We start from the raw sequence: 24,351 nt of genomic DNA on the forward strand, positions 1-24,351 counted from the left end.
AGATATCCTCTCCCTCAAAACTTCTTTGTAACTTAACTCTATTCATAAGCTTCGGTGTTTGGTTTATCACTCCTTAATAGATAAATCTATTTGTGAAAACCAACCCGAAGTTTATTTTTCAATCATACGAACTCAAAAGTATTAAAATCTCGTCTTTGCGAGGAATCGAAGCAATCTCATTGTGGTCTGTGCCTCCTTACAAAAGATTACTTCACTGTTTTCGCAATGACGCTTAACTTTTGAGACACCTCCTTTTATTTTTCCCCAATCTCAATTCTTTAGGTCATTTTTCTACCTTTGCAGCCCATTGCATAAACTGTAATTGAGAATTACTCAGTTTTGAAGTTTGGCACCCAATTATCAGGTGGTCACTACAAATACTCAATAATTGTTTATATGGACTCCATATTTAAATAATGGAAGCAAAAGACCTTTTAAAACTTTACAAGTCTGACAGTATCATTCAGACCATCGCTGAGAAAACCAAAGCGAATGAGGAAAGCTATATCCAATTAAAAGGAATTTCAGGAAGTTTGGATGCCATTGTCGTGGCTGCGATTTATCAAACTAACCATCAAAATCACTTAATAGTGCTGCACGATAAAGAAGAAGCAGCCTATTTTCATTATGATCTCCAAAACCTACTGACAGGAAAGGAAGTACTGTTTTTCCCTACTTCATACAAAAGACCGTATGAATTTGAGGAAACAGAAAATGCCAATGTGCTGATGCGTGCAGAAATTCTAAATCGTGTTAACCACAAAGCATCAAGTGGGGAAATAATAGTGACCTACCCAGAGGCACTTACTGAAAAGGTGATTAACAAAAAGTCATTGTTGAAAAATACTTTTTCAGCCAAAGTTGGTGAGCAAATTGATGTTGAGTTTTTGGCTGAACTACTCAACACCTATGATTTTGAGAAAACTGATTTTGTTTATGAAGCTGGTCAGTTTGCTGTTAGAGGTGGTATAGTTGATGTTTTTTCTTACGCGCACGATCTGCCCTATCGTTTAGAGCTTTTTGGAAATGAGATAGAAAGCATTAGAACCTTTGACCCAAATACCCAGCTTTCAGTAGATCAAATTAAGGAAATCAACCTTATCCCAAACATACAAACCAGGTTGATACTTGAAGAAAGGCAAGGGTTTTTAGATTTTCTACCAAATAATACCAAAGTCTGGTACAAAGATTTTCAGCAGACCAATGACATTATCAATAACTACTTCGATAAAGCATCTAGCAGTTTCAGTGATATATTAAAGGAAAGCGGCAATACAAAAGTAGTCCTGAACCCTGAGGATCTTTTTGAAACATCAAAGTCTTTCAAAAAGCAGATAAAAGAGCTGGTAAATATTGAGTTTGGTAACCGCTTCACTTTTAAAGATGCTACCTCTTTCAATTTCGAATCTCAACCCCAGCCATCATTCAACAAGAATTTTGAGTTGCTCGTGAAAAATGTTGGTGAAAATCAGGAGCATGGCATTACCACACTTATTACCTCTGACTCACAACGGCAACTCGAAAGACTTCATAATATATTTGAAGAGATTGACCATCTTGTTAAGTTCCAGAGTTTCAATGTCAGTCTGCGAGCAGGATTTGTTGACAATATTCTTAATATAGCCTGTTATACTGATCATCAGATTTTTGAAAGGTTTCACCGGTATAAAACCAAAGACAAACATTCTAAATCAAAAGCACTAACACTTAAGGAGCTTAAAACTTTACAGCCCGGAGATTTTGTAACACACATCGATTACGGTATTGGAAAGTTTGCCGGGATGGAGAAGCAGGAAATTAATGGTAAACTACAGGAAGCCATCCGGTTGATCTATCGCGATGATGATCTTTTGTATGTCAGTATCCATTCACTTCATAAAATTTCTAAATATTCCGGTAAGGAAGGAGCGCCCCCATCAATTAGTAAGTTGGGTTCTCCTGAGTGGGAAAACAAGAAGAAAAAGGCTAAAAAGCAGGTGCTGGATATTGCCAAGGACCTGATTAACCTGTATGCAAAAAGGAAGCAGGCACCAGGTTTTGCGTTTACAAAGGATAGCTTTTTGCAGGCTGAACTTGAGTCTTCATTTATATATGACGACACGCCTGATCAGGGCAAAGCCACTGCCGATGTAAAAGAAGACATGGAGCAGGCACACCCCATGGACAGGCTGGTTTGTGGTGATGTTGGTTTTGGAAAAACTGAAGTAGCGATAAGGGCGGCATTCAAAGCAGTAACTGATAGTAAACAGGTAGCTGTACTGGTACCAACTACAATTTTGGCCATGCAACACTTCCGAACTTTTAGCGAAAGGCTCGGCAATTTTCCGGTTAAGGTCGAGTACATCAATAGGTTCAAAACGCCACAGGCAATAAAAGAAACCCTTAAAAGGGTTAAAGAAGGAAAGACCGATATCTTAATAGGTACTCATCGAATAGTTAGTAAAGATGTGCAGTTCAAAGACCTTGGACTCATGATCATTGATGAGGAGCAAAAATTCGGTGTCAAGGTAAAAGAGAAGTTAAAGGAAATGCGGGTAAATGTTGATGCCTTAACATTAACCGCCACCCCAATCCCGAGAACATTGCATTTTTCCCTCATGGGTGCACGCGATTTAAGTATTATTTCAACACCACCACCAAACCGCCAGCCGGTGACTACAGAAATTCACACTTTCAATGAAGAGGTGGTGCGCGATGCCATAAGTTTTGAATTGAGAAGAGGCGGACAAGTCTTTTTTGTTCACAACAGGGTAGGTGATATTGAAGAAGTTGGAAATATTATTTTGAGACTTGTGCCAGATGCCAGAATAGGTATTGCCCATGGTCAAATGGACGGGGCTAAACTTGAAAAGGCAATGATGAAATTCATTGAAGGCGAATATGATGTATTGGTATCAACAAATATTATTGAGTCAGGCCTTGATATTCCAAATGCCAACACAATTGTCATCAATCAAGCTCACACCTTTGGCCTTTCTGACCTGCATCAAATGCGCGGCCGTGTGGGCAGAAGCAATAAAAAGGCCTTTTGTTATTTATTAACACCACCTACCATCGGCTTATCATCAGATTCAAGAAAGAGGTTGAGCACCTTGGAAGAATTCTCTGATCTTGGTGACGGCTTCAAAGTAGCCATGAGAGATTTGGACATCAGAGGTGCTGGTAATTTGCTGGGGTCCGAGCAAAGCGGATTCATTACCGACCTTGGCTTTGAAATGTATCACAAAATTTTGGATGAGGCTGTTCAGGAATTGAAAGAAACCGAATTCAAAGATCTTTTTGTCAAGGAACTATCTCAATCATCAAAAGTTCTGGTTCAGGAATGCAACATTGAAACGGATCTGGAACTGATTATTCCTGAGGCTTATGTTGCCAATATTTCTGAAAGACTAAGCCTATACTCCCAGCTAGATGGATTGAAGACGGAAGAGGAGCTAACAGGTTTTGTCCAATCATTAACCGACCGCTTTGGATCAATGCCAGATTCTGTTGAAGAACTAATTGAAACAGTTCGTCTTAGATGGCTGGCCGAAAAACTTGGTTTTGAAAAACTGACTATTAAGTCTGGAAAATTGAAGGGTTACTTTGTTTCATCAGATAACGAAACATATTTTAAGTCAGAGGTTTTTGGAAGTATACTTCAATATGTGCAAATGCACCCAAAGACCTGCCGTTTGAAAGAGTATAAAGAAAAATTAATCCTGACAATGCAGGAGGTAGAATCAATCAATGAAGCAAAAAGAATTTTAGAATTGATCCTACCAGTTAAATCAAAGGTAAAGGTCTGAAATATCTATTTGATCAAGGTAGGCATCAGCCAGATCAATATTCTTAAAAGCATGAATACCTAATACTTTTCCTTTTGAAGGAGAGTAGCATACTTCAACAAAGTAGTCCTTCATATAATACAAGTAGTATTTACTATCCTGCTCGGTTCTGTAAACTATGTAATCTGCAAAGACGGTGATAAAATCACACTTCTTGTCGAATGGTAAAATTTGAAAATCGCTTATGGATATCATAACTGAATTATTTTGCTTCAGCTATGATGTTATAAATTCTATGCCAAGGCCTAAATAGGGGTTAAATGGCCTTATTTCACGTTAAGTTGCAGAAAACAAATCCAGATTGGGAAAGATTAATCCCAGATTGGGAAAATCTAGAAGCTCATAAGCTCCTTAAAGCGCTGAGTTTGGCGCCTGGAAACATCTACATCATGACCGCCTTTCATGTATATCTTGATACTTCCACTAAACCAAGGCTCTATTCTTTCTACCCATTTTAAGTTTATAATCTGTTGCCTGTTGGCCCTGAAAAAGGTCTGGGGATCAAGACGGGTTTCAAGATAATTTAATGTTCTTGGAATCATCGGCTTATTATCTTCAAAATACAGCTTGGTATAATTACCATCTACCTCAAAAAGTCGAACTTCTGAAAGCTGAACAAACCAGCACTTTTCACCATCTTTTACAAATACCTGATGGTTTTCGGTCATTCTATCTTCTGATCTGGCGCTTACCTTTTCTTTCTTTTCGGCTACCTTATTAATGGCGCCCAAAAGCCTGTCCTTCTGAATTGGCTTTTGAAGGTAATCCAAGGCATTGTAGTCAAAAGCCTTTATTGCATATTCATCATAGGCTGTAGTAAAAATTACTTCTGGAACTTCCTCAAGGTCTTCAAGCAGTTCGAAGCCATTTTTTCCGGGCATCTGAATATCAAGGAAGATCAAATCAGGTTTCTTCTCTTCGATCATCTCCTTGGCTTCAATAGCATCACCCGCTTCACCAATTACCTCAATGGTTTCAAATTCTTTTAATAATCTTTTTAATTCATTTCTCGCCAATCGCGAATCATCTATGACCAATGCTCTCATACTAATGGTATTTTAAATTTTGCCTGAACCATTTCTTCATTAAGGTTCTTTATTTCAAGGTCTGAGAGTTTACCAAAAATCAGTTTTAACCTGTCAGACGCATTTTTTAGTCCAATGCCTGTTCCTTTTGAAATATTATTTATTTGACCGGTATTTATAACTTCAACTACCAGCGCATTATCATCCAAATATGATTTTATGTTTATTATTCCACCCTTTGGCAGGTTGGATATTCCATGCTTTATGGCGTTTTCTACCAAAAGCTGCACGGCCATTGGAGGTATTTGCCTATCAAGGGTTTCAGGCTTAATCTCCAATTTGTATTGGAGCCTGTCTTCAAACTGGATTGACTCAAGATTGAGATAATTTTGAACTACTTCAAGTTCCTGCTCCAACCTCACCTTTTCCTTATTGTTAAACTGAACGGAATAACGTAGTAAATCAGAAACATGCGTAATCATATCCCTGGCCTTTTCCGGATTTTCAATTACCAAAGACCGGATATTGTTAAGACTGTTAAAAATAAAGTGAGGATTGATCTGCGATTTCAATGCTAACAGTTGTGCATCTTTAACTGCAGCCTCAAGTTTCCATTTTTCAACTTCACTATGTTTGAAGTTCATAAAAAACTTAAACAAGAAATACATCAACGACCAACCCAGCATTACTATGGTCAAATTAGAAATAACAATAACTGCCACTATTAGTGTTTGCTGATCTTCTTCGGAAGGGGGCAAAAACAATTTATTAATAGGCACTACTATGGCCGTCCAAACAACGGCTATAACAAAAGAGCCAACCAAAAGCCGAATAGCAAGCTTAAAAAGTCCCTGACTTTCCCAGTGGTTTTGCTTTATATAATTTCGATAAAGGTGCGAAAGCAAAAAACCAAAAACAGCTGTGTTTAAGTATCCAACCAAAACCTGCCACTGAAAGTCGCTGAAATAATAAGCTATGAATGCGTAGAAAAAATAAAATATGGACCAGCCAGTAACCTGGAGTGTCCAATACAACTTGGTACTATTTATTTCTTCTTGTTTCATGTTAATATTTGGTACCAATTACGTCTGTTTTGAGTTTTAAGAATACACAATTATAACCTGTGGTTTGCTCAGTCTATAAATGGTTAATTCCCTTGACAAGAAAATGATTTAATAATCACTTAATATACTATTTCTTAGCAAATTCAGTTATTAGCTTAAAATCTGTTATTATTACAACTGATTTTTTAGTGTAGGAAAGTAAAATTTTATTATTTGTGTAAAAATTATCAAATAGAAATGTTATTTTGCTCCCAAATAAACTTGTCAAACGTTAATATATATCGCTATATTAGTGTTTGCATTTAAATTTTTTGAATAATTAAACAAGTATGAAAAGAACTGCAGGCTTATTTAAAAGTGCTTTGTTGGTTGTTGGTGGTTCCATGATGTTAACTTCTTGTTTCCTAGGTGGAGGTGGTGGAAGGCCGACAAGTTCTCACCCAGGTGCACTTAGTACCGCAACAGGACTGGCTTATAATGACGAAGACAACAACGGTTTTGAGGTAAAGCCTTATGCCGGTCAACCAGAAGGACCAAATCTTGTTTTTATTGAAGGTGGTAGATCTATCGTAGGTTCCTTTGAGGAAGATATTCTAAATAGAAGAGATAATATCGAAAGAACTGTTTCAGTTGCTTCATTCTACATGGATGAAACTGAAATTGCCAATATCCACTGGTTAGAGTACCTACATTATCTTAATGTATCTGACTCTTCAAGAGAAGTTTACATAGCTGCTCTTCCTGATACCACAGTATGGGAAGCGCGTTTAGCATATAATGACCCTTATGTTGATCATTATTTGAGATATCCTGGGTTTAGATATTTCCCTGTTGTTGGAGTTAGCTGGGTTCAGGCTAGTAACTATGGTGACTGGAGAACAACAGCTGTTAACCAAAAATTATATGAAGATTCTGGTGAGGAACTTCCTGAAACTTCTGGTGGTAGAATTCCATTAGAGTCAGGTATTGTACTTCCTAACTACAGATTACCTTCTGAAGCTGAGTGGGAATATGCTGCAACAGCACTAATTGGTACTCAGTGGTTAGATGAAAATCAAACTCACCAAAGACTATATCCTTGGGATGGTCACGCATTAAGAAATCCTTATGGAAAAGAAATGGGTTATTTCTTAGCTAACTTCAAAAGAGGAAGAGGTGACTATGCTGGTATAGCAGGTAAATTAAATGATGGTGCTTTGATCACATCTTATATTTATGAGTTCCCTCCGAATGACTTTGGTCTTTATAATATGGCCGGTAATGTTAGTGAGTGGGTGCTTGATGTTTATCGTCCTATGTCATTTCAGGATTTTGATGATCTTAACCCAATCAGAAGAGACGGTTATATGGATGAAACTAAAAACGAATTTACTGGTGAAGAGTATTACAACTCAGATTCTGAAAATAACCCTGAAGGCTTTACTTCATTAATTACTGATGAGGCAAGAGTTTACAAAGGTGGTTCTTGGAAAGATGTTGCTTATTGGATGTCACCAGGTACAAGAAGATACTTAGATCAGGATTCATCAACTGCAACAATCGGTTTCCGTTGTGCAATGATTAGAGCTGGTTCTAACTACTAAAAAAAGAAACTTTAAAGAAGCCCCGGTCAATTATTTTTGGTCGGGGTTTTTTATTTAGCGGCTGCTATGGCTGCTACAGATAAGGTTTTTGCCCCTTTTTCTATTAGAGAATTAGCACAAGCCTCTATTGTGGCACCAGTTGTTATTACGTCATCGACCAACAAAATATGCTGATCTAATACCGAATCATCTTTAATAGTAAAAATGCTCTCAACATTCTTCCATCTTTCAATTCTGGTTTTGGAAGTTTGAGTAGTAGTAAATATTTTTCTTTCCAGAACCTTCCCTTTTACAGGAATGTTCCATCTTGATGCCAGCCCATCGGCAAACATCTCACTTTGATTGTAGCCTCTAATTTTTCTTTTCTTAAAATGAAGTGGCACAGGTATTATAAGGTCAAATGGTATAGCGTCAAACTTATTACTAAGTTCTATTGCATATCTTTCTCCCAACTCAAAGGCTAGTTGTGGCTGGTTGCTATATTTTATTTGGTGTAGTAGCTTTTGCACTATTCCATCCTGTTGGAATGTATAATATGCCAGCGCATGTTGAAAATCTACCTTTCCATAGAATTTTTGAGCTACAAAATTAGTTTCCTCTTCGTGGCTCTTGGTTTTTGGAACGCTGGTCAAACAATGAATGCAAACCTGTTGTTCATCTCTTGCTAGTGACCCTGAGCAACCCAGGCAATATCTTGGGAAGAAGAGCGAAATGAAATCATCAATCATTGTCATTGATTAGATATATTTGTTGAATGTCTTAATATATAAAATATGAGTGCTGTTTCCGAATTTAATGATTATCGTGCTAAAATGAATGAGCGCATTTTAAATGCTGATAATAAAGTAATTAAAAGGATTTATAACCTAGATACAAACGCTTATGCTGAAGGGGCGCTAGACTTAAAAACTAAAGAGCTGTTAGGTCTTTCGTGCTCTATGGTCTTAAGGTGTGATGACTGTGTTAGATATCATTTGGGTAAATGTTATGAACTAGGGTTAACCGAAAAAGAGGTTTTCGAGGCCTTTGCCATTGCAAACCTTATTGGTGGTACTATTGTTATCCCACATTTAAGAAGAGCTACTGAATACTGGGATAGCCTTAATGAGAATAAATGATAAAAAAAGATCTTGATTTAGAGCGTAAGTGGCAGGCATTGAGGCTTTCATTGCAAAAAGTAATTGGCAAAAGACCAAAAGACCTTAATGCTATCCTTTTTCTGATTGGAGTGCAAGAATTGGGAAAAGGCAAGCATTCGTTTGACAAAGAAGAAAAGCAAGATCTTATGCATATTGCAATTTGTAAGGTGCTGAGTCTTTCTGGTTTTTATGAATTAGAGGGATTAGATGAGGAGGGTTGGCCACATTGGAAATTGGTAAAAACATTGCCTCATTTTGATCTTCTGGAGCAGGAAAAGTTATTGAAAATGCATGTTATCGAATATTTTCAAACAGAAATGCCATTAATGGAAGATTCATAGGATAGCAACATAAACTTGAGTATCATCAACTACGTAATAGCTGTATCAGAGACTACTGAATGAGTGACAAGGAAAAAATATTATTCAAACAGCTAAGTGCCTACAAGCGTAAGTACTTTTTAAACCTTTTACTTAAAGGTTTAATAATTAGTACTGCAATCCTGCTTGGCCTGTTTTTAATCTTTAACTATCTGGAATATACATTTCAGTTTGGGATTAATATCAGGTCTTTTCTGTTCTTTTCATTTGTAATCACATCGCTCTATCTACTCGGAAGGTTTGTTATAATACCAGGTTATAAAATTGCCAATATCGACAAAGCAATGAATAACGAAATTGCTGCAAGACAGATTGGTAATTATTTTCCAGAAATAAAAGATAAGCTTCTGAATATCATACAGTTAAGAAGTAAATCAGGCGATTCTTTCTTTGTCACTGCTGGAATAAACCAGAAAATGGAGGGGCTTCCATCCATCAGTTATGATCAGGCTATTGAGCTAAAGTCGAACAACAGGTTCTTGCCATGGCTGCTGGTACCTTTAGCTTTAATTCTCGCCATCATACTTTTCAATCCGCAAATGATATTGACAAGTACTTCGAGAATAACTCAGTTCAATAAAGATTTTATTCCTCAGGCTCCGTTTGATTTTAATTTTCTTAATGAATCAAACAAGGCCTTTAAAAATGAAGACTTTACCATAAGTCTAAAAATAGAAGGCTCCTCCCTGCCTGATAATGTTTATATAAATAATGATGGCCGAAAGTTTAAAATGGCATCGGTCAGCAATGACTTGTTTACCTATACATTCAACAAAATTCAAAACACTAAATCAATAAAGTTTGAGGCCTCAGGATTCCAATCAGAGGCCTATGAAGTCAATGTTTTTCAGAGGCCAGATTTAAGAAACTTTAATCTTTACTTTGAGTACCCCAAATACCTCAATAAAAACACTGAACGTATTTCTAATATTGGTAATGCACAAGTACCAGAAGGAACAAAGATTAAATGGCAAATAAACACACTTGAAGCCGACCAGGCATACATACAGTTTGACTCAAAAAAATCAGAGGATATTCCTATGGACCTTACTGATAATCAAATATTTGAGTACAATAAAGTTATAAAGTCATCAGATAAATATCAGCTTAAATTATCTAATGATCATAGCCTGAACAAAGACCCGATTATCTATAACATAGATGTAATTAAAGATGAATACCCAAAAATAGTTAGCGAGGTATATCCAGACACGACATTATATAGTCAAATCAGTTTTGCTGGTAATGTTCTTGACGATTATGGTCTTACTCAGCTAAAGTTGCTTTACAGCTTTGACAATGAAAACTACAAATCTATCAACATACCAATATTGAATGGACAGACCAGTCAACGCTATTTTTATAACTGGGTAATAGACTCATTAATTACTGATTCGGGAAAGCTGAGCTATTATCTGCAAGTCTGGGACAATGATGGAGTTAACGGAAGAAAATCGACAAAAACAGCCACCTACAACTTCTCGCTACCTAATAAAAAAGAGATAAAAGATAATATTGACAAAGTAGCCCAACAAACGGAAAGTAAAATTGACAAGACCCTTCAGGATGCTAAAGAATTGAAAGAGCAACTTGAAGAAGCTGAAAAAAGAATAAAAGGTAAAAAAGAGCTCAATTGGCAAGATGATAAACAAATCAAAGATTTATTAAAGAAACGCGAAGCCCTGAATGAAGCCATTGAAGAACTGAAAGAGCAGAATAGAAATAATAGCATCAAGAGAGAAAAGTTCTCCCAGCAGGATGAAAAAATAAAAGAGCGTGTCCAAAAGTTGCAAGATCTGATGGATGAACTTCTTGATGACGAAACAAAAAAACTTTATGAAGAACTGAAACAGCTTCTTGAGCAAAATCAAGATGTAGAAGATATACAAGAGCTGCTTGATAAAATAAATAATAAAGAGACCAACCTCGAGCAGGAGCTAGAAAGAACTTTAGAATTATTCAAGAGAATGAAATTCGAGTTCGAATTGAACGAAGCCCTTAATGAACTTAAAGAACAAATCACCGATCAGGAACGCCTTATGCGTGAAACAGAGAAGCAGAAGGGCGAGGGAACCGAAAAATCCAGCACTCTCGAGGAACAGGAAGAAAAAAATCAATATAAAGAAGATAATTTAAAAAATAAGGATTCTGATTTCTTGAAAGAAAAACAAGAACAATTACAAGAAGAGTTTAAAGAATTACAAGAGGATTTAGAAGAGCTAAATGAGCACAATCAGTCGCTAAAAAATCCTGAATCTTTACCTGATACCCAAGAAGAGCAAGAATCTGTGGAAGAAAATCAACAACAGAGCAAGGAGAATCTTGAAAATAATCAAAAACAAAAATCTAAAGAAAGTCAGAAAAAAGCGCGGGATGCGATGAAGCAAATGGAGCAGAAATTGTCTCAAATGCAAAGTAGTATGGAGATGGATGCCATGCAAGAAAACCTTGATGACCTCAGGGCAATTGTTTACAATCTCTTAAGGCTTTCCTTTGAACAAGAGAATCTTATGAATGAATTCACTGGGGTTAAGCAAAGCGACCCTAGGTTTATAGAACTTTCTCAAAAACAGCTTAAGCTCAAAGATGATTCACAAATTGTTCAGGACAGTTTATTAGCTCTGGCAAATCGCGTTTTCCAAATCGCATCTTTTGTAACGCGTGAGGTAACATCTATGAATGAGCATATGGATAAATCTGTAGAGGCCATTAAAGAAAGAAAGAAACCTATAGCAGTATCTGAACAGCAGTTTGCTATGACATCTATTAATAACCTTGCTCTATTGCTTGATGATGTTCTTCAGCAAATGCAGTCTTCCATGGCCGATGCAATGGGTAAGCCGCAGAAAAAGAAAGGCAACCAGAAGACACCAAGTTTAAGTGAGCTACAGCAACAGCTGAATGGCAAGATTGAAGAACTAAAGGAAAGTGGCAAGTCTGGAAGACAACTATCAGAAGAGTTGGCAAAACTAGCTGCAGAGCAGGAAAGAATAAGGCAGGCACTAAAAGAAGCACAAGATAAAGCAGGGCAGAATGAAAACGGCAAAATGCCTGGCCAAGGTATTCCTGAAAAAATGGAAGAGACAGAAAGTGATTTAGTTAATAAACGACTAACCACAGAGACCATTCTTCGACAGAAAGAGATATTGACCAGGCTACTAGAAGCAGAAGATGCTTTAAGAGAAAGAGATCTGGACGAAGAAAGAAAAGCTGAAACGGCCAAAGATTATGAAAAAGCAGTGCCCCGTGCTTTCGAAGAATACTTTAAACTTAAGGAGCAGGAAATAGAGCTTTTAAAAACTATTCCACCAAAACTATATCCTTATTACAAAAACGAAATTAATGAGTATTTTAGGCGAATCGGTGAATTGAATAACACGCAATCAGAATGAAAAGTATCAAAATAGAAATTCCATCACTTACGGAGAATATCCGAATGATTGAAAGCTTTATAGATAATGCCAAAGAAAAGTTTCAGCTTGATGATGACATTTATGGCAATATTATGATTGCTGTTACGGAGGCAGTAAATAATGCTATAAAACATGGTAACAAAGGTGATAAGCATAAGAATGTTAAATTATCGCTTGGCTTAGAAGATAGCATGATCACCTTTCTAATTCAGGACGAAGGTAATGGTTTTGATTTCCAGAACTTGCCAGACCCTACAGCGCCAGAAAATCTAGAAAAGCCAGGTGGTAGAGGCATCTTTCTAATGAAGCACCTGTCTGATGAAGTTTCGTTTCTTGATGAAGGAAAAACCGTTTCCTTAAATTTCTACATCAATTAATGAGTCACGTTCACTTCTTTGAAGAGGATATAACTTTCACGCTAGAGCACTCTCCTCAAATAATAAAGTGGCTTACTAATATTGCCACTAGTGAGGACCGCACCTTGGTTGAGTTAAATTATATCTTTTGTTCTGATGAGTATCTATATCAAATGAATGTAGATTACCTTGAACATGATACTTATACAGACATCATCACCTTTGACAATTCGGAAGATGAAAAGGAAATCGAGGGTGATATCTTCATAAGCATTGATCGTGTCAGAGAAAATTCAAAATCATTAGCTACCAGCTTCCAAGAAGAATTGCTTAGAGTCATGGCTCACGGATTATTGCATCTTCTAGGTTATAATGACAAAACTGAAGAGGAAAAGACCTTGATGCGAAAAAAAGAAGAAGCTTGTTTATCTTTGTTCCCTAAATTATAAAAGAAACTGTTCCACGTGGAACACAAGTTTTATAAGAACTGTTAATGTTCCACGTGAAACACTTAAGAAAATAATGTTTTCAGAATACGATGTGATAGTAGTAGGAGCAGGACATGCCGGATGCGAAGCCGCCCATGCCGCTGCTAAAATGGGTTCAAAAGTTCTATTAGTAACTATGAACATGAACACCATTGCCCAAATGTCTTGCAATCCTGCCATGGGTGGGATTGCCAAAGGGCAAATTGTTAGGGAAATCGATGCGCTAGGAGGTATGTCCGGCATCATCTCAGACTTATCAATGATACAATTTCGCATGCTTAATATGTCAAAAGGCCCCGCAATGTGGAGTCCACGCACCCAAAACGACAGAATGAGGTTTGCCGAAGAATGGAGATTAGCTCTTGAAAGAACACCCAATGTAGACTTCTGGCAAGAGATGGCAACCGGAATACTTGTCGAGAACAATAAAGTAGTAGGTGTTACCACTTCATTAGGCTTGGAAATAAAGGCAAAGTCTGTTGTCCTTACTAATGGAACATTCCTAAATGGTATTATTCATATTGGCGAAAAACAATTCGGAGGTGGAAGAACGGGGGAAAGGGCTGCAAAAGGAATTACTGAACAGCTTACTAAACTAGGCTTTGAGGCAGGAAGGATGAAGACTGGTACTCCGCCAAGAGTAGATAGTAGAAGCCTGGATTACACTAAAATGGAAGAACAGAAAGGTGATGAGAAACCCGGTAAGTTCTCTTATACAGATACGAAACCCTTATCTGAGCAAAGAAGCTGTTATATAACCTACACCAATAATGAAGTACATGAGACTCTTCAAACAGGATTTGATAAGTCTCCAATGTTCAACGGCAGAATTCAGGGCATAGGCCCAAGGTACTGCCCCTCAATAGAAGATAAAATAAATAGGTTTGCAGAAAGGGAGCGCCATCAGATATTTGTGGAGCCTGAAGGTTGGAACACGGTAGAAATATATGTTAATGGTTTTTCAACCTCTTTACCTGAGGATGTTCAATATGACGCTCTAAAGAAAATACCTGGTTTTGAGAATGTAAAAATGTTCAGGCCTGGCTACGCGATAGAATACGATTACTTTCCGCCAACACAGCTAAGTCTTACTTTAGAAACCAAACTTATCGAAAACCTGTATTTCGCGGGTCAGATCAATGGCACCACGGGTTATGAAGAAGCAGCTTGTCAGGGATTAATAGCAGGAATAAATGCCCATAATAAGGTGCATGGCAAAGAGCCCTTTACCCTTAAAAGATCTGAAGCATATATAGGTGTGCTTATTGATGATCTAATCAACAAAGGTACCGATGAACCCTACAGGATGTTTACATCAAGAGCAGAGTTTAGAATCTTATTAAGACAAGATAACGCAGACATTCGTTTGACAGAAAAGGGACATAGTATCGGGCTGGCTGATGATGCAAGACTCAATAACGTGTTTGACAAGAAGAATGAATTAGACGCTTTGCTAAATGATCTAAACCAAAAGCGAATAGAGCCTTCTGTCTCCAATGATGTATTACAAGATTTAAATACGGCCACATTGAAGCAAAGAGTTCCCGTAATTAATATTCTAAAACGCCCTGAGGTCAATATTCAGCACCTAAAAGAGCTTAATCCCGAACTCAGCACATATTTATCTAAGTATAACGATGACATTTTGCAGCAAGCTGAAATAGCTGTTAAGTATGAAACCTACATAGAAAAAGAACGGTTGCTAGCCGAAAAGATGGAATCCTTAGAGGACAAGAAGATTAGAAACAATTTTGATTATAGCGATATCAAAGCACTTTCTTCAGAAGGTAGACAAAAACTCATACGAATTAAACCAAGCACAATTGGACAAGCCAGTAGAATAAGCGGTGTATCACCGTCAGATATTTCTATTCTTATGGTTTACTTATCAAAATAAAAATGTTAGAAACCCTTGAAAGCTGTCCATCTTGCGGGCATCAATCATCCCAACTATACATTAAATGTAAGGACTTCACTGTCTCTAAAGAGGAATTCCAAATAGTGAAATGTGAAAAATGTACCTTACTGTTTACCAATCCCAGGCCCACTTCTCAAGACCTTGTCAAGTATTACAAGTCCGAAGAATATATTTCTCACACCAATTCAGCTACCAATCTCATCGGTATCATTTACAAGACTGTAAGGTCTATAGCCCTTAAGTCAAAAGTTAAACTAATAAACAAAGTCAGTACAAAAGGATCGCTATTAGACTACGGATGTGGTACTGGACACTTTCTTGGTCAAGCCAAAAGCGATGGGTGGGAAATAACAGGAATAGAACCCAGCGATTCTGCCAGAGCCAATGTGCATCCCAATATTAGCAAAAACATACTTGACAATATTAATAAACTACCAGATGACGCACACTTCAATGTCATTTCACTATGGCACGTACTTGAGCACATTGCTGACCTCAGAGAAACGCTTACTCAACTGACACAAAAACTAACAGTTGGCGGCAAACTGATAGTTGCAGTCCCTAATCCTGATAGCTACGATGCACAGCAATACCAGGAATTCTGGGCCGCTTATGATGTACCCAGACATTTATATCATTTTACTCAAAAAAGTCTAGCACAATTATTGGAAAGTATGAATCTGAAAATTGATTTTACCCAACCCATGAAGTTTGACTCTTTCTATGTTTCTTTGCTCAGCGAAAAGTACAAAAATGGTAAGGCTAATTATCTAAAATCACTCATAAATGGCTATAAATCAAATAGTTATGCTCAATATAATAATAATTATTCAAGCTTGATCTACATTATTAGCAAACGATGAGAAGAATATTAAAGCAAGCATTTTTCATAGGTCTATTTATAACCACGATTCAGTGCGCTAACCAAACTGCTCCAACAGGAGGCCCAAAAGACGAGGATCCACCAGAACTGGTAACTTCAAATCCGACAAACGGAGAACTTAACGTCTCTACAAAAATAATTACATTGGAATTCAATGAATACATTAAGGCAAACAATGCTAAAGAGCAGATTATAATCACTCCCAGATTAAGCCAGGAATACGAAGTAAATGTTAGAAAGAACAAGCTTCTAATCGAACTCTCAGAACCTCTATCAGACAGTACCACCTATACCATTAACATTCGTGAAGGTGTTAAGGATATCACAGAAAACAATCCACCAGATAACCTTAAAATAGCATTCAGCACTGGCTCATACTTAGATTCATTAAGTATAACAGGCATTGTCAATGATCAATTACTCAATAAGTTGGTTGATGATTTCAGCATTTATCTCTATGATGCCTCTGATACAATCGATTTCTTCAATGGTCCACCCTTATATCTGACAAAGACCAATGAGCAAGGCGAATACATATTGGAAAACCTTAAATCAGGAACATACAACCTATTTGCCCTTAAGGATAAAAACAACAATTTTATAGCTGACGTCAAATCAGAAACATACGGCTTCTATTCCAGTCCTATAGTCTTAGACAGTAGCCATAGTAATGTTGACTTTACAATTCAAAAACTAGATGTTCGACCCATTGAACAAATCAGCGCCAGACAAAATGGAACAACCTATGAAATCAAATACAACAAAAACCTAAAGTCATACCACTTACAGTTTATTGATTCAGTACAAATATTCAGTGCATTTACCGATCAGTATCAAAATAGTATCAGGATTTATAATCCACAGAATATACAAGACAGTCTTTTGACCTTTCTTCATATCACAGATTCAGTGGATTACCAGCACACAGATACCCTGTTTGTAAAATTTGAAGAAACGTCCAGAAGTCCGTTGGATTTCAATACAACTTCCACATTGGACAAAATCGTTGTCAATGAGCCAATAGTTAAATCTACACTAACTTTTACTAAGCCAGTAGCCCAACTTAACCCCGATTCGCTATATGTCTATATCGATTCGCTTACCATTATCAGGCCCGACTCAAGTCATATTAGCTGGAACTACTCTAAAGATAAGTTAGAAATAAATATGCCCTTAGACCCTAACCTATTTGCCACTAAATCAGAAACAGATAAACCTCCAGCATCAGCTCCTAATAAAAAACTTGTAAAGCCAGATACATTATCAACTACTGACAGCACACAACAAAAACCACCAAAACCTGAACTCAAACCACATTTATACTTTGGTCATGGCACATTCATTAGCCCTGAAGCTGATACTGCACAGATCATTAAGAAAGACTTGAGTTTCACTAAACCAGATGCCTACGGTACAATCCTGGTTGAAGTAGAAACATCTCAGACTTCTTACATTATTCAGCTATTGAATAAAAATAATGAGGTAGTAGACAGCAAAATAAATCCCAAAAATTTCTCATTCACCAACGTAACACCGGGGGATTATAAACTAAGAGTTCTAATTGACAGTAATAAAAACGGTAAATGGGATCCAGGTAACATATTAGAAAAAAAAGATCCAGAACCAGTTATTTTTTATCTTAATTCTGAAGAGAAAGATCTTCTAACCATCAGAGCCAACTGGGAACTTGGGCCCAACATAATCAAATTCTAGTGTGGATAAGTAGCGAGTAACTTGTTAGTAAATTCAAACTTCTTCACAGTTACACCGTTACCATTCTATATCAGGTAAGAACTTAACACCTAACTTAAAAGAACTAACAAGTTAACACCAACTTATGAACAGCAACTGACAAAATAGTTTTATCCACAAAAGTGAAAAGTTATCACCATTCACCATATAATATCCTGTAAATCAATTATTTATATAATATAAAAATGTGGATAATGAGTACATAACAAATACACTTTTCTACACAGAACATATGCAAACTATTTTTAAATTTCTTTTCCACGTATCCACATGCTAATAATTGATAATAATTTATTTAATTAATATATATATTAAAACTAACGTGTAGACATCGTGAATAACTCAAGATATCTGATATTAATAGTCATATTATTTTTGTTTGCCTTACCGGCCTACTCGCAACAAAGTAATGAGGTGCAACTGGCCAATGAATATTATGGACAGGGCGATTATGTGAAAGCAAAAAAATTATATGATGAGCTGGCCAATGACTTCAGAAATATTCCGCTTATCCACAACAACTATTATTTTCTTCTGATAGAATCCCAAGATTTCAATGATGCTAACAAATACATTAAAAGGCTCATAAAAAAATTTCCGGATAACCTTTACTACAGGCTTGATTACGGTTTGCTCTTGCTGGCTTCAGATGGTGAGAGTAGAGCTAGTGAGTATTTCGATAACATTATTAGTGATATAAAATTTGATACTTACCTTACTAGTATTACTGCAGACTATTTTGTGAACAAGAAATTAACCCAATTTGCTATTAAGACTTTTCAGGAATCCCGAAAAGCATTAAAAAGTCCATACTCCTTTTCATTAGAAATGGCGAATATTTATAGGATTATGAATTCGAAGGATTTGATGGTTGAGGAGTATTTAAATTACGTAAGTCAAAACCCATCTAATCTCAATTATGTAAAGAATACGCTACAAAGTTTACTGGCCAAGCCAGATGAATTAGAAAGCCTCGAAAAATTACTTTATGATAAAATTCAACAAAATCCTGAAAGTGAAATTTACGGTGAGCTTTTGATTTGGGTAAACCTCCAACAGAAGAATTTTTATGGAGCATTTGTTCAGGCTCGAGCTATTGATCGTAGATTAAAATCTGAAGGATCCAGGACTTTAAATATTGGGTTGATTGCTCTTGATAATGATGACTATAATAATGCAATAAAAATATTTACGTATTTAATCAAGACTTATCCTGGCTCTCACAACTACATTTTATCAAAAATGTATTTGATCAGATCTTATGAAAAGAGAGTTAGGAACACTTATCCTATCGATGAAAGAGAAATTAGAAATTTGATTAATGACTATAATCAATTTATAGCGGAATTAGGCATTACCAGAAATACACTTGAGGCCCTTCGCAATAAGGCGTTGCTGCATGCATTTTATTTAGATGAGAAGGATTCCGCAATAAATATTCTGCAAAAAATTATTGATACACCTAGGGCAAGCCCTGATATTAAAGCCCAATCGAAACTTGACCTTGGAGATATTTATCTTTTGATTAGTGAACCATGGGAATCAACGTTGCTTTATTCGCAAGTGGAGAAATCCAATAAGGATGAAAACCTGGGCTATACGGCCAAACTTAAAAATGCAAAGTTATCATATTACAAAGGAGATTTTCAGCTGGCGCAGGAACACCTTGATATTCTAAAAGAAGCTACAACCAGAGAAATAGCTAATGATGCCATGTCGCTCAGCTTATTGATAAAAGATAACACTGCACTTGATACTGCGGAAGTTGCTATGAGACGTTACTCAGAAATTGAACTTTTGCTTTTTCAGAATAAAGCAGAACAAGCAACGGCCGCTATCGACAGCATGATAAAAGAATATGATGACCATTCGTTGACCGATGAATTAATATGGTTAAAAGCCGATATTGAAACTAAGCTTGGTCATTTCGATGAATCAATCTCATTGCTCAATAGAATAATAGATAACTACGGAACTGATATTCTTGGAGATGATGCCTTTTTCAAAAAAGCTGATATTGTTGACAGGCAGCTTCATAATAAAGAAGAAGCAATGGATTTGTACCGTACCTTTCTAACCAAATATCCCGGAAGTGTCTTTGTAGCAGAAGCGCGCAAAAGATTTAGAGAACTCCGTGGAGATTTTGATAAGCAAGAACAGCTTGTAAACTAAAAAATAACGTTTGCTAACAGTAATTTTCTTAAATTAACCTCTTTAACTTTTTAGTTATGGAGATGACTCGCTTATTCGAATGTCTTGACTTTCAATTACAGAATGGTTCTGTTGAAGATGCTTTTGCTGCAAAGCACGATGGACAATGGAAAAAATATAGCACTCAACAAGTCAAAGACATTGTTAATAGCCTTAGCTCTGGACTTTTGGATAGGGGCATTAAAAAAAATGACAAGGTAGGGATTGTTTCTTTTAACAAGCCTGAGTGGGTATTTGCAGATTTAGCACTAAGTCAAATAGGTGCCATCTCTGTGCCCATGTACCCGAACTCAACTTCGGAGGATTATGCTTTTATAATAAACGATGCAGAAGTAAAACTCATCTTTTGTGGAGATAAGGAGCTTTATGAAAAACTGGAAGTTACCAAAAAATCCATTGAGCAAGATTTCAGTATTTATTGCTTCGAAAATATTGGTGAAATATTTTGGAAGACTTTACTGGTTAAGCCAAGTATAGAACACCTTAAGCAAATAGATGAGCTGAGAAATGAAATTGCCAATGAAGATCTGGCAACCATAATTTATACTTCCGGAACAACAGGAACTCCGAAAGGCGTCATGCTTTCGCACAAAAACATTTTATCCAATTCGATGGCGGTGGCAAGTATCTTTCCAATAAGTGGAAGTGGCTACAGAACACTAAGCTTTTTACCGCTATGCCACATTTTCGAGCGAACGGCATCTTACGCCTACATGCAAATGGGCATATCTATATACTATGCCGAAAGTATGGATACAATTGGTGATAACCTTAAAGAAGTGAAGCCCCACTTTTTTGCAACGGTGCCTCGATTGCTAGAAAAGGTGTATGACAAAATTGTGGCCAAAGGATATGAACTGACAGGCATTAAAAAGAACTTGTTTTTCTGGGCATTGAAACTGGGAGACAGATATGAGCCTAACCTTAACTATGGCTTGGGCTATAAACTACAGTTGGCGCTGGCCAATAAAATTATTTTCAGCAAATGGCGTGAAGCGCTAGGGGGCAATGTGCAATTTATAGTTTCGGGAGCAGCGGCACTCCAGTCAAGATTGGCAAGAGTATTTTGGGCAGCACAAATTCATATACTTGAAGCTTATGGATTAACAGAAACTTCTCCTGGCATTAGCTTTACCCGAGATAATCCTCAGGATGTTAGAATCGGATGTGTTGGGCCGATGCTTCCGGAAGTTGAAGTTAAAATTGCAGATGACGGAGAAATTTTGGCCAAAGGGCCAAACATTATGATGGGCTATTATAAACGACCAGATGCAACGGCAGAAGTCATTGATAAACAGGGTTGGTTCCATACTGGCGATATTGGTGAAATTGTGGAGGGGCGATATTTGAAAATTACCGACAGAAAAAAAGAGATGTTTAAAACATCAGGTGGTAAATACATCGCACCTCAGCCGGTAGAAAATAAATTCAAAGAATCAGTACTTATTGAACAGGTTATGGTTGTTGGAGAAAGCGAAAAATTTCCAGCTGCGCTTGTGGTTCCTGCTTTTGATGCTCTCAAAGAATGGTGCCATAAGAAAGGCATTACTTATACCACTAACAAAGAAATGATTTCTAATGAAAAGGTGCTTGCAAAATTTGAGCGTGAAAGGGATCGCTATAATTCAGATTTCGCGCAGTACGAAAAAATTAAGAAGCTTAAATTACTGCCTGAGTTATGGACGATAGATGGAGGCGAACTTACTCCAACGCTTAAACTCAAGCGAAAAAACATCATGACCAAATACAGCAAGGAGGTTTCGGAAATCTATAGCGAATGATTATTGGAATTGCAGGAGTAAGCCGATCTGGTAAAACAACCTTAGCAATTTCACTGAAAGAAAAACTAGGTGATGCCGAAATCGTCAGCCTGGATAACTATCCGGCAAGTATTGAAAAATTCCAATACATAAACGATGTAATAGATTGGGAGCATCCTTCTTCTTTGGATTTGGAAAAAGTCACGCACCTCGTTCGGGAAGCAGCTTCAAAAAATAAGTACGTAATAGTTGAAGGTATTTTCCTGTTTTATCATCAGTCCTTAATGTCTCTTATCAACAAGTTAATTTTCTTAAACCTTGAAAAGACGGATTTTTTAAAAAGGAAATTGCATGATAATCGCTGGGGCCAAATACCCACTTGGTATAAGGAGCACATCTGGCAAAGTCATCTAGATTTTGGTACAAAACCTGTAGATGCTGCAATATTAGAATTAGATGCAACACAAAAATATGATTTCGACCAACTGCTTGCTTTCATAAATACCTGATTGTTAGCACCTTTTATGGGTGTTACAATTTCTTAACAATTTCATAAATAATCGGCCTCGACTTTAGGCATCCAATTCATGGTACTTTGTCTTAAAGCAAATGTTGGATAATGCTTAAAAAACTTCTTAACTTAAAAATACGAGTCAAGTTACTTCTCGCCTTTGGCTCAATATTACTATTATCAGTAGTTCTATTGTTAACGGCCCTGAGTTCGATTGATGACATTATTAAAATGAAACAATTAACTGAGCGCGTGGATAACATGAATCTGAAATTCTCCAACTCTAATACCATAATTAAAGAGTTTTCAACTAAAGGTTTTAAGCAACAGGAATTTTTAAAAACAGGAAAAAGCCCACTTATCGAGAAGTTCGATGAGCAAATTTCGGAGGTCAGGAATAATATGGAGTTCATAGAGAATAATATTCCGGACCAAAAGGCATTAAGGGATCAAATAGAGCAGCTGAAATCAGAAATTGAAAAATTTGAAACAGACTTTTCCACTTTAACCAATGTCTATATTAGAAGAGGCTTTCAAGACTATGGCATAGAAGGTGAATTAAGAAAAGCTATCCATGATGTAGAAGACTCAGATCTTGATTTTGATAAAGCCCAAATGCTAATGCTTAGAAGACATGAAAAAGACTTTTTTTTAAGAAAGGACTTAAAATACGTTTCCAAGTTTAATGCTGATATTGAAAAATTTAAGACCAGTGTCTATAGTATTGAAGGTGGCACAGACCTAATTGCCTTTATCGATGTATATCACAAAAAATTTAACGACATAGTTATTATCGAAGAGCAAATAGGCCTGACCAGTGAGGACGGAATACTGGGAAAATTGACCGCAGATACTGAAACGATTGGGTCAATTCTTAACAACACTACCAATAGTGTAAAGGAACACGTCTCTAAAATCATAAACAGTGCCGGCTAATTTTGATAGGACTATTTGTTTTGCAGCTTATAGTTGGAGCTGTTTTAGTCCTTTTTTATTCTAATATCCTTACTAAATCTATAAAGGAAGTTCGATCTGCTATGACTAAGTTGGCTAATGGAAGTTTCCCAGATACTTTAACTATTAAAAGCAAAGATGAACTGGGTCAGACCAAGGTGGCTTTAAATAATCTGGTTTTAAGAATGCATGCAGCAGTTGATTTTGCCAAGGAGTTAGGCAATGGAAATTTTGAAGGTGAGTATGATGAGAAATACAATGATGATGTACTTGCTGTCTCTATTATATCAATGCAAGAAAAACTCATCACTTCAGAAAAAGAACAAAAAATTATCAGCTGGTCAAATGAAGGTCTGGCTCGGTTTGCTGATATCTTGAATATGGATTTTGAAAGCCTGGAGACTATGGGCGATAAAATAGTGAATGAAGTAGTCAATCGCTTAAAAATTAATCAAGCTGCCTTATATCTTTTGGACAAAGATTCAAACATTCTAAACAGGGTATCTACCTATGCTTATTCCAAAAAGAAGTTTTTGACTGGTACGGTCGATGTTGGTGAAGGTCTGGTTGGTCAGTGCGTTTTGGAAAAGGAAAAAATATTGATGACGGATGTTCCGGATGGCTACACTACAATCACTTCGGGTCTTGGAGAAGCAACACCATCGGCTATTTTAATTATGCCTTTGAAAATTAGGGATGAGGTAATAGGAGTGTTGGAACTTGCTTTATTTCATGTCTTCGAAACTCAAGAAATTCAGTTTGTTGAAAAAGTGTCAGAGAATATTGCGAATGTTTTAGTGAGCAAGCGAATGGCTGAAAAAACTAAGGCGCTACTTAGCGAATCTCAGCAAAAAGCAGAGGCCCTGGCCTCTCAGGAAGAAGAGCTCAGACAAAATGCCGAAGAGATGCAAGCCACCCAGGAAGAAATGGAAAGGCAGCGCGCAGAACTTAATGAAAAAATTGAAAAACTGGAAAGCGAACTGCATGCCAAAAACCAGCACATAGTTAACCTGGAGGATAAGCTTTTAAGAAATAGAAAAAAGGAGAAGGTGTTTGAAAACTAAGCCGTTCCTTAAACACGGCTTAG

19 protein-coding genes are annotated in these 24,351 nt (G+C 36.8%); 15 read left to right on the plus strand and 4 right to left on the minus strand.

From position 1 onward, the window contains the following. Positions 1 to 416 precede the first annotated feature (416 nt). A complete protein-coding gene (mfd, locus tag RIB54_RS22025) occupies positions 417 to 3,788 on the plus strand; it encodes a transcription-repair coupling factor (protein ID WP_350103050.1) in 3,372 nt (1,123 codons plus the stop codon). Here mfd and RIB54_RS22030 read toward each other — a convergent pair. The 3 genes from RIB54_RS22030 to RIB54_RS22040 form a co-directional block, all read right to left on the minus strand. Further along, positions 3,771 to 4,022: a hypothetical protein gene (locus tag RIB54_RS22030; RefSeq protein WP_350066326.1), complete on the minus strand. Its 252-nt coding sequence runs from the start codon at positions 4,020 to 4,022 to the stop codon at positions 3,771 to 3,773. The two genes, mfd and RIB54_RS22030, sit on opposite strands and share 18 nt — an antisense overlap. A gap of 137 nt (positions 4,023 to 4,159) precedes the next feature. Continuing rightward, a complete protein-coding gene (locus RIB54_RS22035; RefSeq protein WP_350066325.1) occupies positions 4,160 to 4,873 on the minus strand; it encodes a LytR/AlgR family response regulator transcription factor in 714 nt (237 codons plus the stop codon). Then, entirely contained in the window at positions 4,870 to 5,916 is a 1,047-nt protein-coding gene (locus tag RIB54_RS22040; protein WP_350103051.1) for a sensor histidine kinase, read from the minus strand. Before RIB54_RS22040 ends, RIB54_RS22035 begins: the two co-directional genes overlap by 4 nt. A 329-nt stretch (positions 5,917 to 6,245) precedes the next feature. Here RIB54_RS22040 and gldJ point away from each other — a divergent pair, with 329 nt between their 5' ends. Further along, on the plus strand, positions 6,246 to 7,499 hold the full coding sequence (gldJ, locus tag RIB54_RS22045) for a gliding motility lipoprotein GldJ (RefSeq protein WP_350066321.1): 1,254 nt from the start codon (positions 6,246 to 6,248) through the stop codon (positions 7,497 to 7,499). 50 nt (positions 7,500 to 7,549) lie between these two features. On the opposite strand, the gene RIB54_RS22050 is transcribed toward gldJ, so the two are convergent. Next, positions 7,550 to 8,233 (minus strand): ComF family protein, encoded by a 684-nt coding sequence (locus tag RIB54_RS22050; protein WP_350103052.1) that lies wholly within the window; start codon positions 8,231 to 8,233, stop codon positions 7,550 to 7,552. A 39-nt stretch (positions 8,234 to 8,272) separates the two neighbouring features. On the opposite strand from RIB54_RS22050, the gene RIB54_RS22055 reads away from it, so the two are divergent. The 13 genes from RIB54_RS22055 to RIB54_RS22115 all read left to right on the plus strand — a co-directional run bounded on the left by RIB54_RS22055 (position 8,273) and on the right by RIB54_RS22115 (position 24,328). After that, on the plus strand, positions 8,273 to 8,617 hold the full coding sequence (locus tag RIB54_RS22055; RefSeq protein WP_350066317.1) for a carboxymuconolactone decarboxylase family protein: 345 nt from the start codon (positions 8,273 to 8,275) through the stop codon (positions 8,615 to 8,617). Then, positions 8,614 to 8,979, plus strand: coding sequence for a hypothetical protein (locus RIB54_RS22060; protein ID WP_155186197.1), 366 nt, complete (start codon positions 8,614 to 8,616; stop codon positions 8,977 to 8,979). Before RIB54_RS22055 ends, RIB54_RS22060 begins: the two co-directional genes overlap by 4 nt. Positions 8,980 to 9,038: 59 nt before the next feature. After that, a complete protein-coding gene (locus tag RIB54_RS22065; RefSeq protein WP_350103053.1) occupies positions 9,039 to 12,410 on the plus strand; it encodes a coiled-coil domain-containing protein in 3,372 nt (1,123 codons plus the stop codon). Beyond that, positions 12,407 to 12,808 (plus strand): ATP-binding protein, encoded by a 402-nt coding sequence (locus tag RIB54_RS22070; RefSeq protein WP_350066311.1) that lies wholly within the window; start codon positions 12,407 to 12,409, stop codon positions 12,806 to 12,808. The genes RIB54_RS22065 and RIB54_RS22070 overlap by 4 nt, the downstream gene beginning before the upstream one ends. Then, complete coding sequence (gene ybeY, locus RIB54_RS22075) at positions 12,808 to 13,236, plus strand: rRNA maturation RNase YbeY (protein WP_350103054.1); 429 nt, start codon at positions 12,808 to 12,810, stop codon at positions 13,234 to 13,236. The genes RIB54_RS22070 and ybeY overlap by 1 nt, the downstream gene beginning before the upstream one ends. Positions 13,237 to 13,309: 73 nt before the next feature. After that, on the plus strand, positions 13,310 to 15,172 hold the full coding sequence (mnmG, locus tag RIB54_RS22080; protein ID WP_350103056.1) for a tRNA uridine-5-carboxymethylaminomethyl(34) synthesis enzyme MnmG: 1,863 nt from the start codon (positions 13,310 to 13,312) through the stop codon (positions 15,170 to 15,172). Positions 15,173 to 15,174: 2 nt separating this feature from the next. Next, positions 15,175 to 16,056, plus strand: a complete 882-nt coding sequence (locus RIB54_RS22085) for a class I SAM-dependent methyltransferase (protein WP_350103057.1) — start codon at positions 15,175 to 15,177, stop codon at positions 16,054 to 16,056. Beyond that, the gene (locus RIB54_RS22090) at positions 16,053 to 17,789 is read left to right on the plus strand and encodes an Ig-like domain-containing domain (RefSeq protein ID WP_350103059.1); all 1,737 of its coding nucleotides are present in this window, start codon (positions 16,053 to 16,055) and stop codon (positions 17,787 to 17,789) included. Before RIB54_RS22085 ends, RIB54_RS22090 begins: the two co-directional genes overlap by 4 nt. A gap of 372 nt (positions 17,790 to 18,161) precedes the next feature. After that, positions 18,162 to 20,000, plus strand: coding sequence for a tetratricopeptide repeat protein (locus RIB54_RS22095; RefSeq protein WP_350103060.1), 1,839 nt, complete (start codon positions 18,162 to 18,164; stop codon positions 19,998 to 20,000). 56 nt (positions 20,001 to 20,056) lie between these two features. Next, a complete protein-coding gene (locus tag RIB54_RS22100; RefSeq protein WP_350103062.1) occupies positions 20,057 to 21,820 on the plus strand; it encodes an AMP-dependent synthetase/ligase in 1,764 nt (587 codons plus the stop codon). Next, complete coding sequence (locus tag RIB54_RS22105) at positions 21,817 to 22,308, plus strand: hypothetical protein (protein ID WP_350103063.1); 492 nt, start codon at positions 21,817 to 21,819, stop codon at positions 22,306 to 22,308. Before RIB54_RS22100 ends, RIB54_RS22105 begins: the two co-directional genes overlap by 4 nt. A 233-nt stretch (positions 22,309 to 22,541) precedes the next feature. Next, positions 22,542 to 23,246, plus strand: coding sequence for a hypothetical protein (locus RIB54_RS22110; protein ID WP_350103064.1), 705 nt, complete (start codon positions 22,542 to 22,544; stop codon positions 23,244 to 23,246). Between the two features lie 2 nt (positions 23,247 to 23,248). Then, positions 23,249 to 24,328 (plus strand): GAF domain-containing protein, encoded by a 1,080-nt coding sequence (locus tag RIB54_RS22115; protein ID WP_350103066.1) that lies wholly within the window; start codon positions 23,249 to 23,251, stop codon positions 24,326 to 24,328. Positions 24,329 to 24,351 lie beyond the last annotated feature (23 nt).

Source organism: Fulvivirga sp. (genome assembly GCF_040218215.1).
In the GTDB taxonomy this organism is placed as follows: domain Bacteria; phylum Bacteroidota; class Bacteroidia; order Cytophagales; family Cyclobacteriaceae; genus Fulvivirga.

Coding starts and splice junctions, on each gene's coding strand:
- mfd (WP_350103050.1), top strand. CDS start 417: ATGGAAGCAAAAGACCTTTTAAAACTTTACAAGTCTGACAGTATCATT.
- RIB54_RS22100 (WP_350103062.1), top strand. CDS start 20,057: ATGGAGATGACTCGCTTATTCGAATGTCTTGACTTTCAATTACAGAAT.
- RIB54_RS22035 (WP_350066325.1), bottom strand. CDS start 4,873: ATGAGAGCATTGGTCATAGATGATTCGCGATTGGCGAGAAATGAATTA.
- RIB54_RS22030 (WP_350066326.1), bottom strand. CDS start 4,022: ATGATATCCATAAGCGATTTTCAAATTTTACCATTCGACAAGAAGTGT.
- gldJ (WP_350066321.1), top strand. CDS start 6,246: ATGAAAAGAACTGCAGGCTTATTTAAAAGTGCTTTGTTGGTTGTTGGT.
- RIB54_RS22065 (WP_350103053.1), top strand. CDS start 9,039: ATGAGTGACAAGGAAAAAATATTATTCAAACAGCTAAGTGCCTACAAG.
- RIB54_RS22090 (WP_350103059.1), top strand. CDS start 16,053: ATGAGAAGAATATTAAAGCAAGCATTTTTCATAGGTCTATTTATAACC.
- RIB54_RS22040 (WP_350103051.1), bottom strand. CDS start 5,916: ATGAAACAAGAAGAAATAAATAGTACCAAGTTGTATTGGACACTCCAG.
- RIB54_RS22070 (WP_350066311.1), top strand. CDS start 12,407: ATGAAAAGTATCAAAATAGAAATTCCATCACTTACGGAGAATATCCGA.
- ybeY (WP_350103054.1), top strand. CDS start 12,808: ATGAGTCACGTTCACTTCTTTGAAGAGGATATAACTTTCACGCTAGAG.
- RIB54_RS22085 (WP_350103057.1), top strand. CDS start 15,175: ATGTTAGAAACCCTTGAAAGCTGTCCATCTTGCGGGCATCAATCATCC.
- RIB54_RS22105 (WP_350103063.1), top strand. CDS start 21,817: ATGATTATTGGAATTGCAGGAGTAAGCCGATCTGGTAAAACAACCTTA.
- mnmG (WP_350103056.1), top strand. CDS start 13,310: ATGTTTTCAGAATACGATGTGATAGTAGTAGGAGCAGGACATGCCGGA.
- RIB54_RS22055 (WP_350066317.1), top strand. CDS start 8,273: ATGAGTGCTGTTTCCGAATTTAATGATTATCGTGCTAAAATGAATGAG.
- RIB54_RS22050 (WP_350103052.1), bottom strand. CDS start 8,233: ATGACAATGATTGATGATTTCATTTCGCTCTTCTTCCCAAGATATTGC.
- RIB54_RS22110 (WP_350103064.1), top strand. CDS start 22,542: ATGAAACAATTAACTGAGCGCGTGGATAACATGAATCTGAAATTCTCC.
- RIB54_RS22060 (WP_155186197.1), top strand. CDS start 8,614: ATGATAAAAAAAGATCTTGATTTAGAGCGTAAGTGGCAGGCATTGAGG.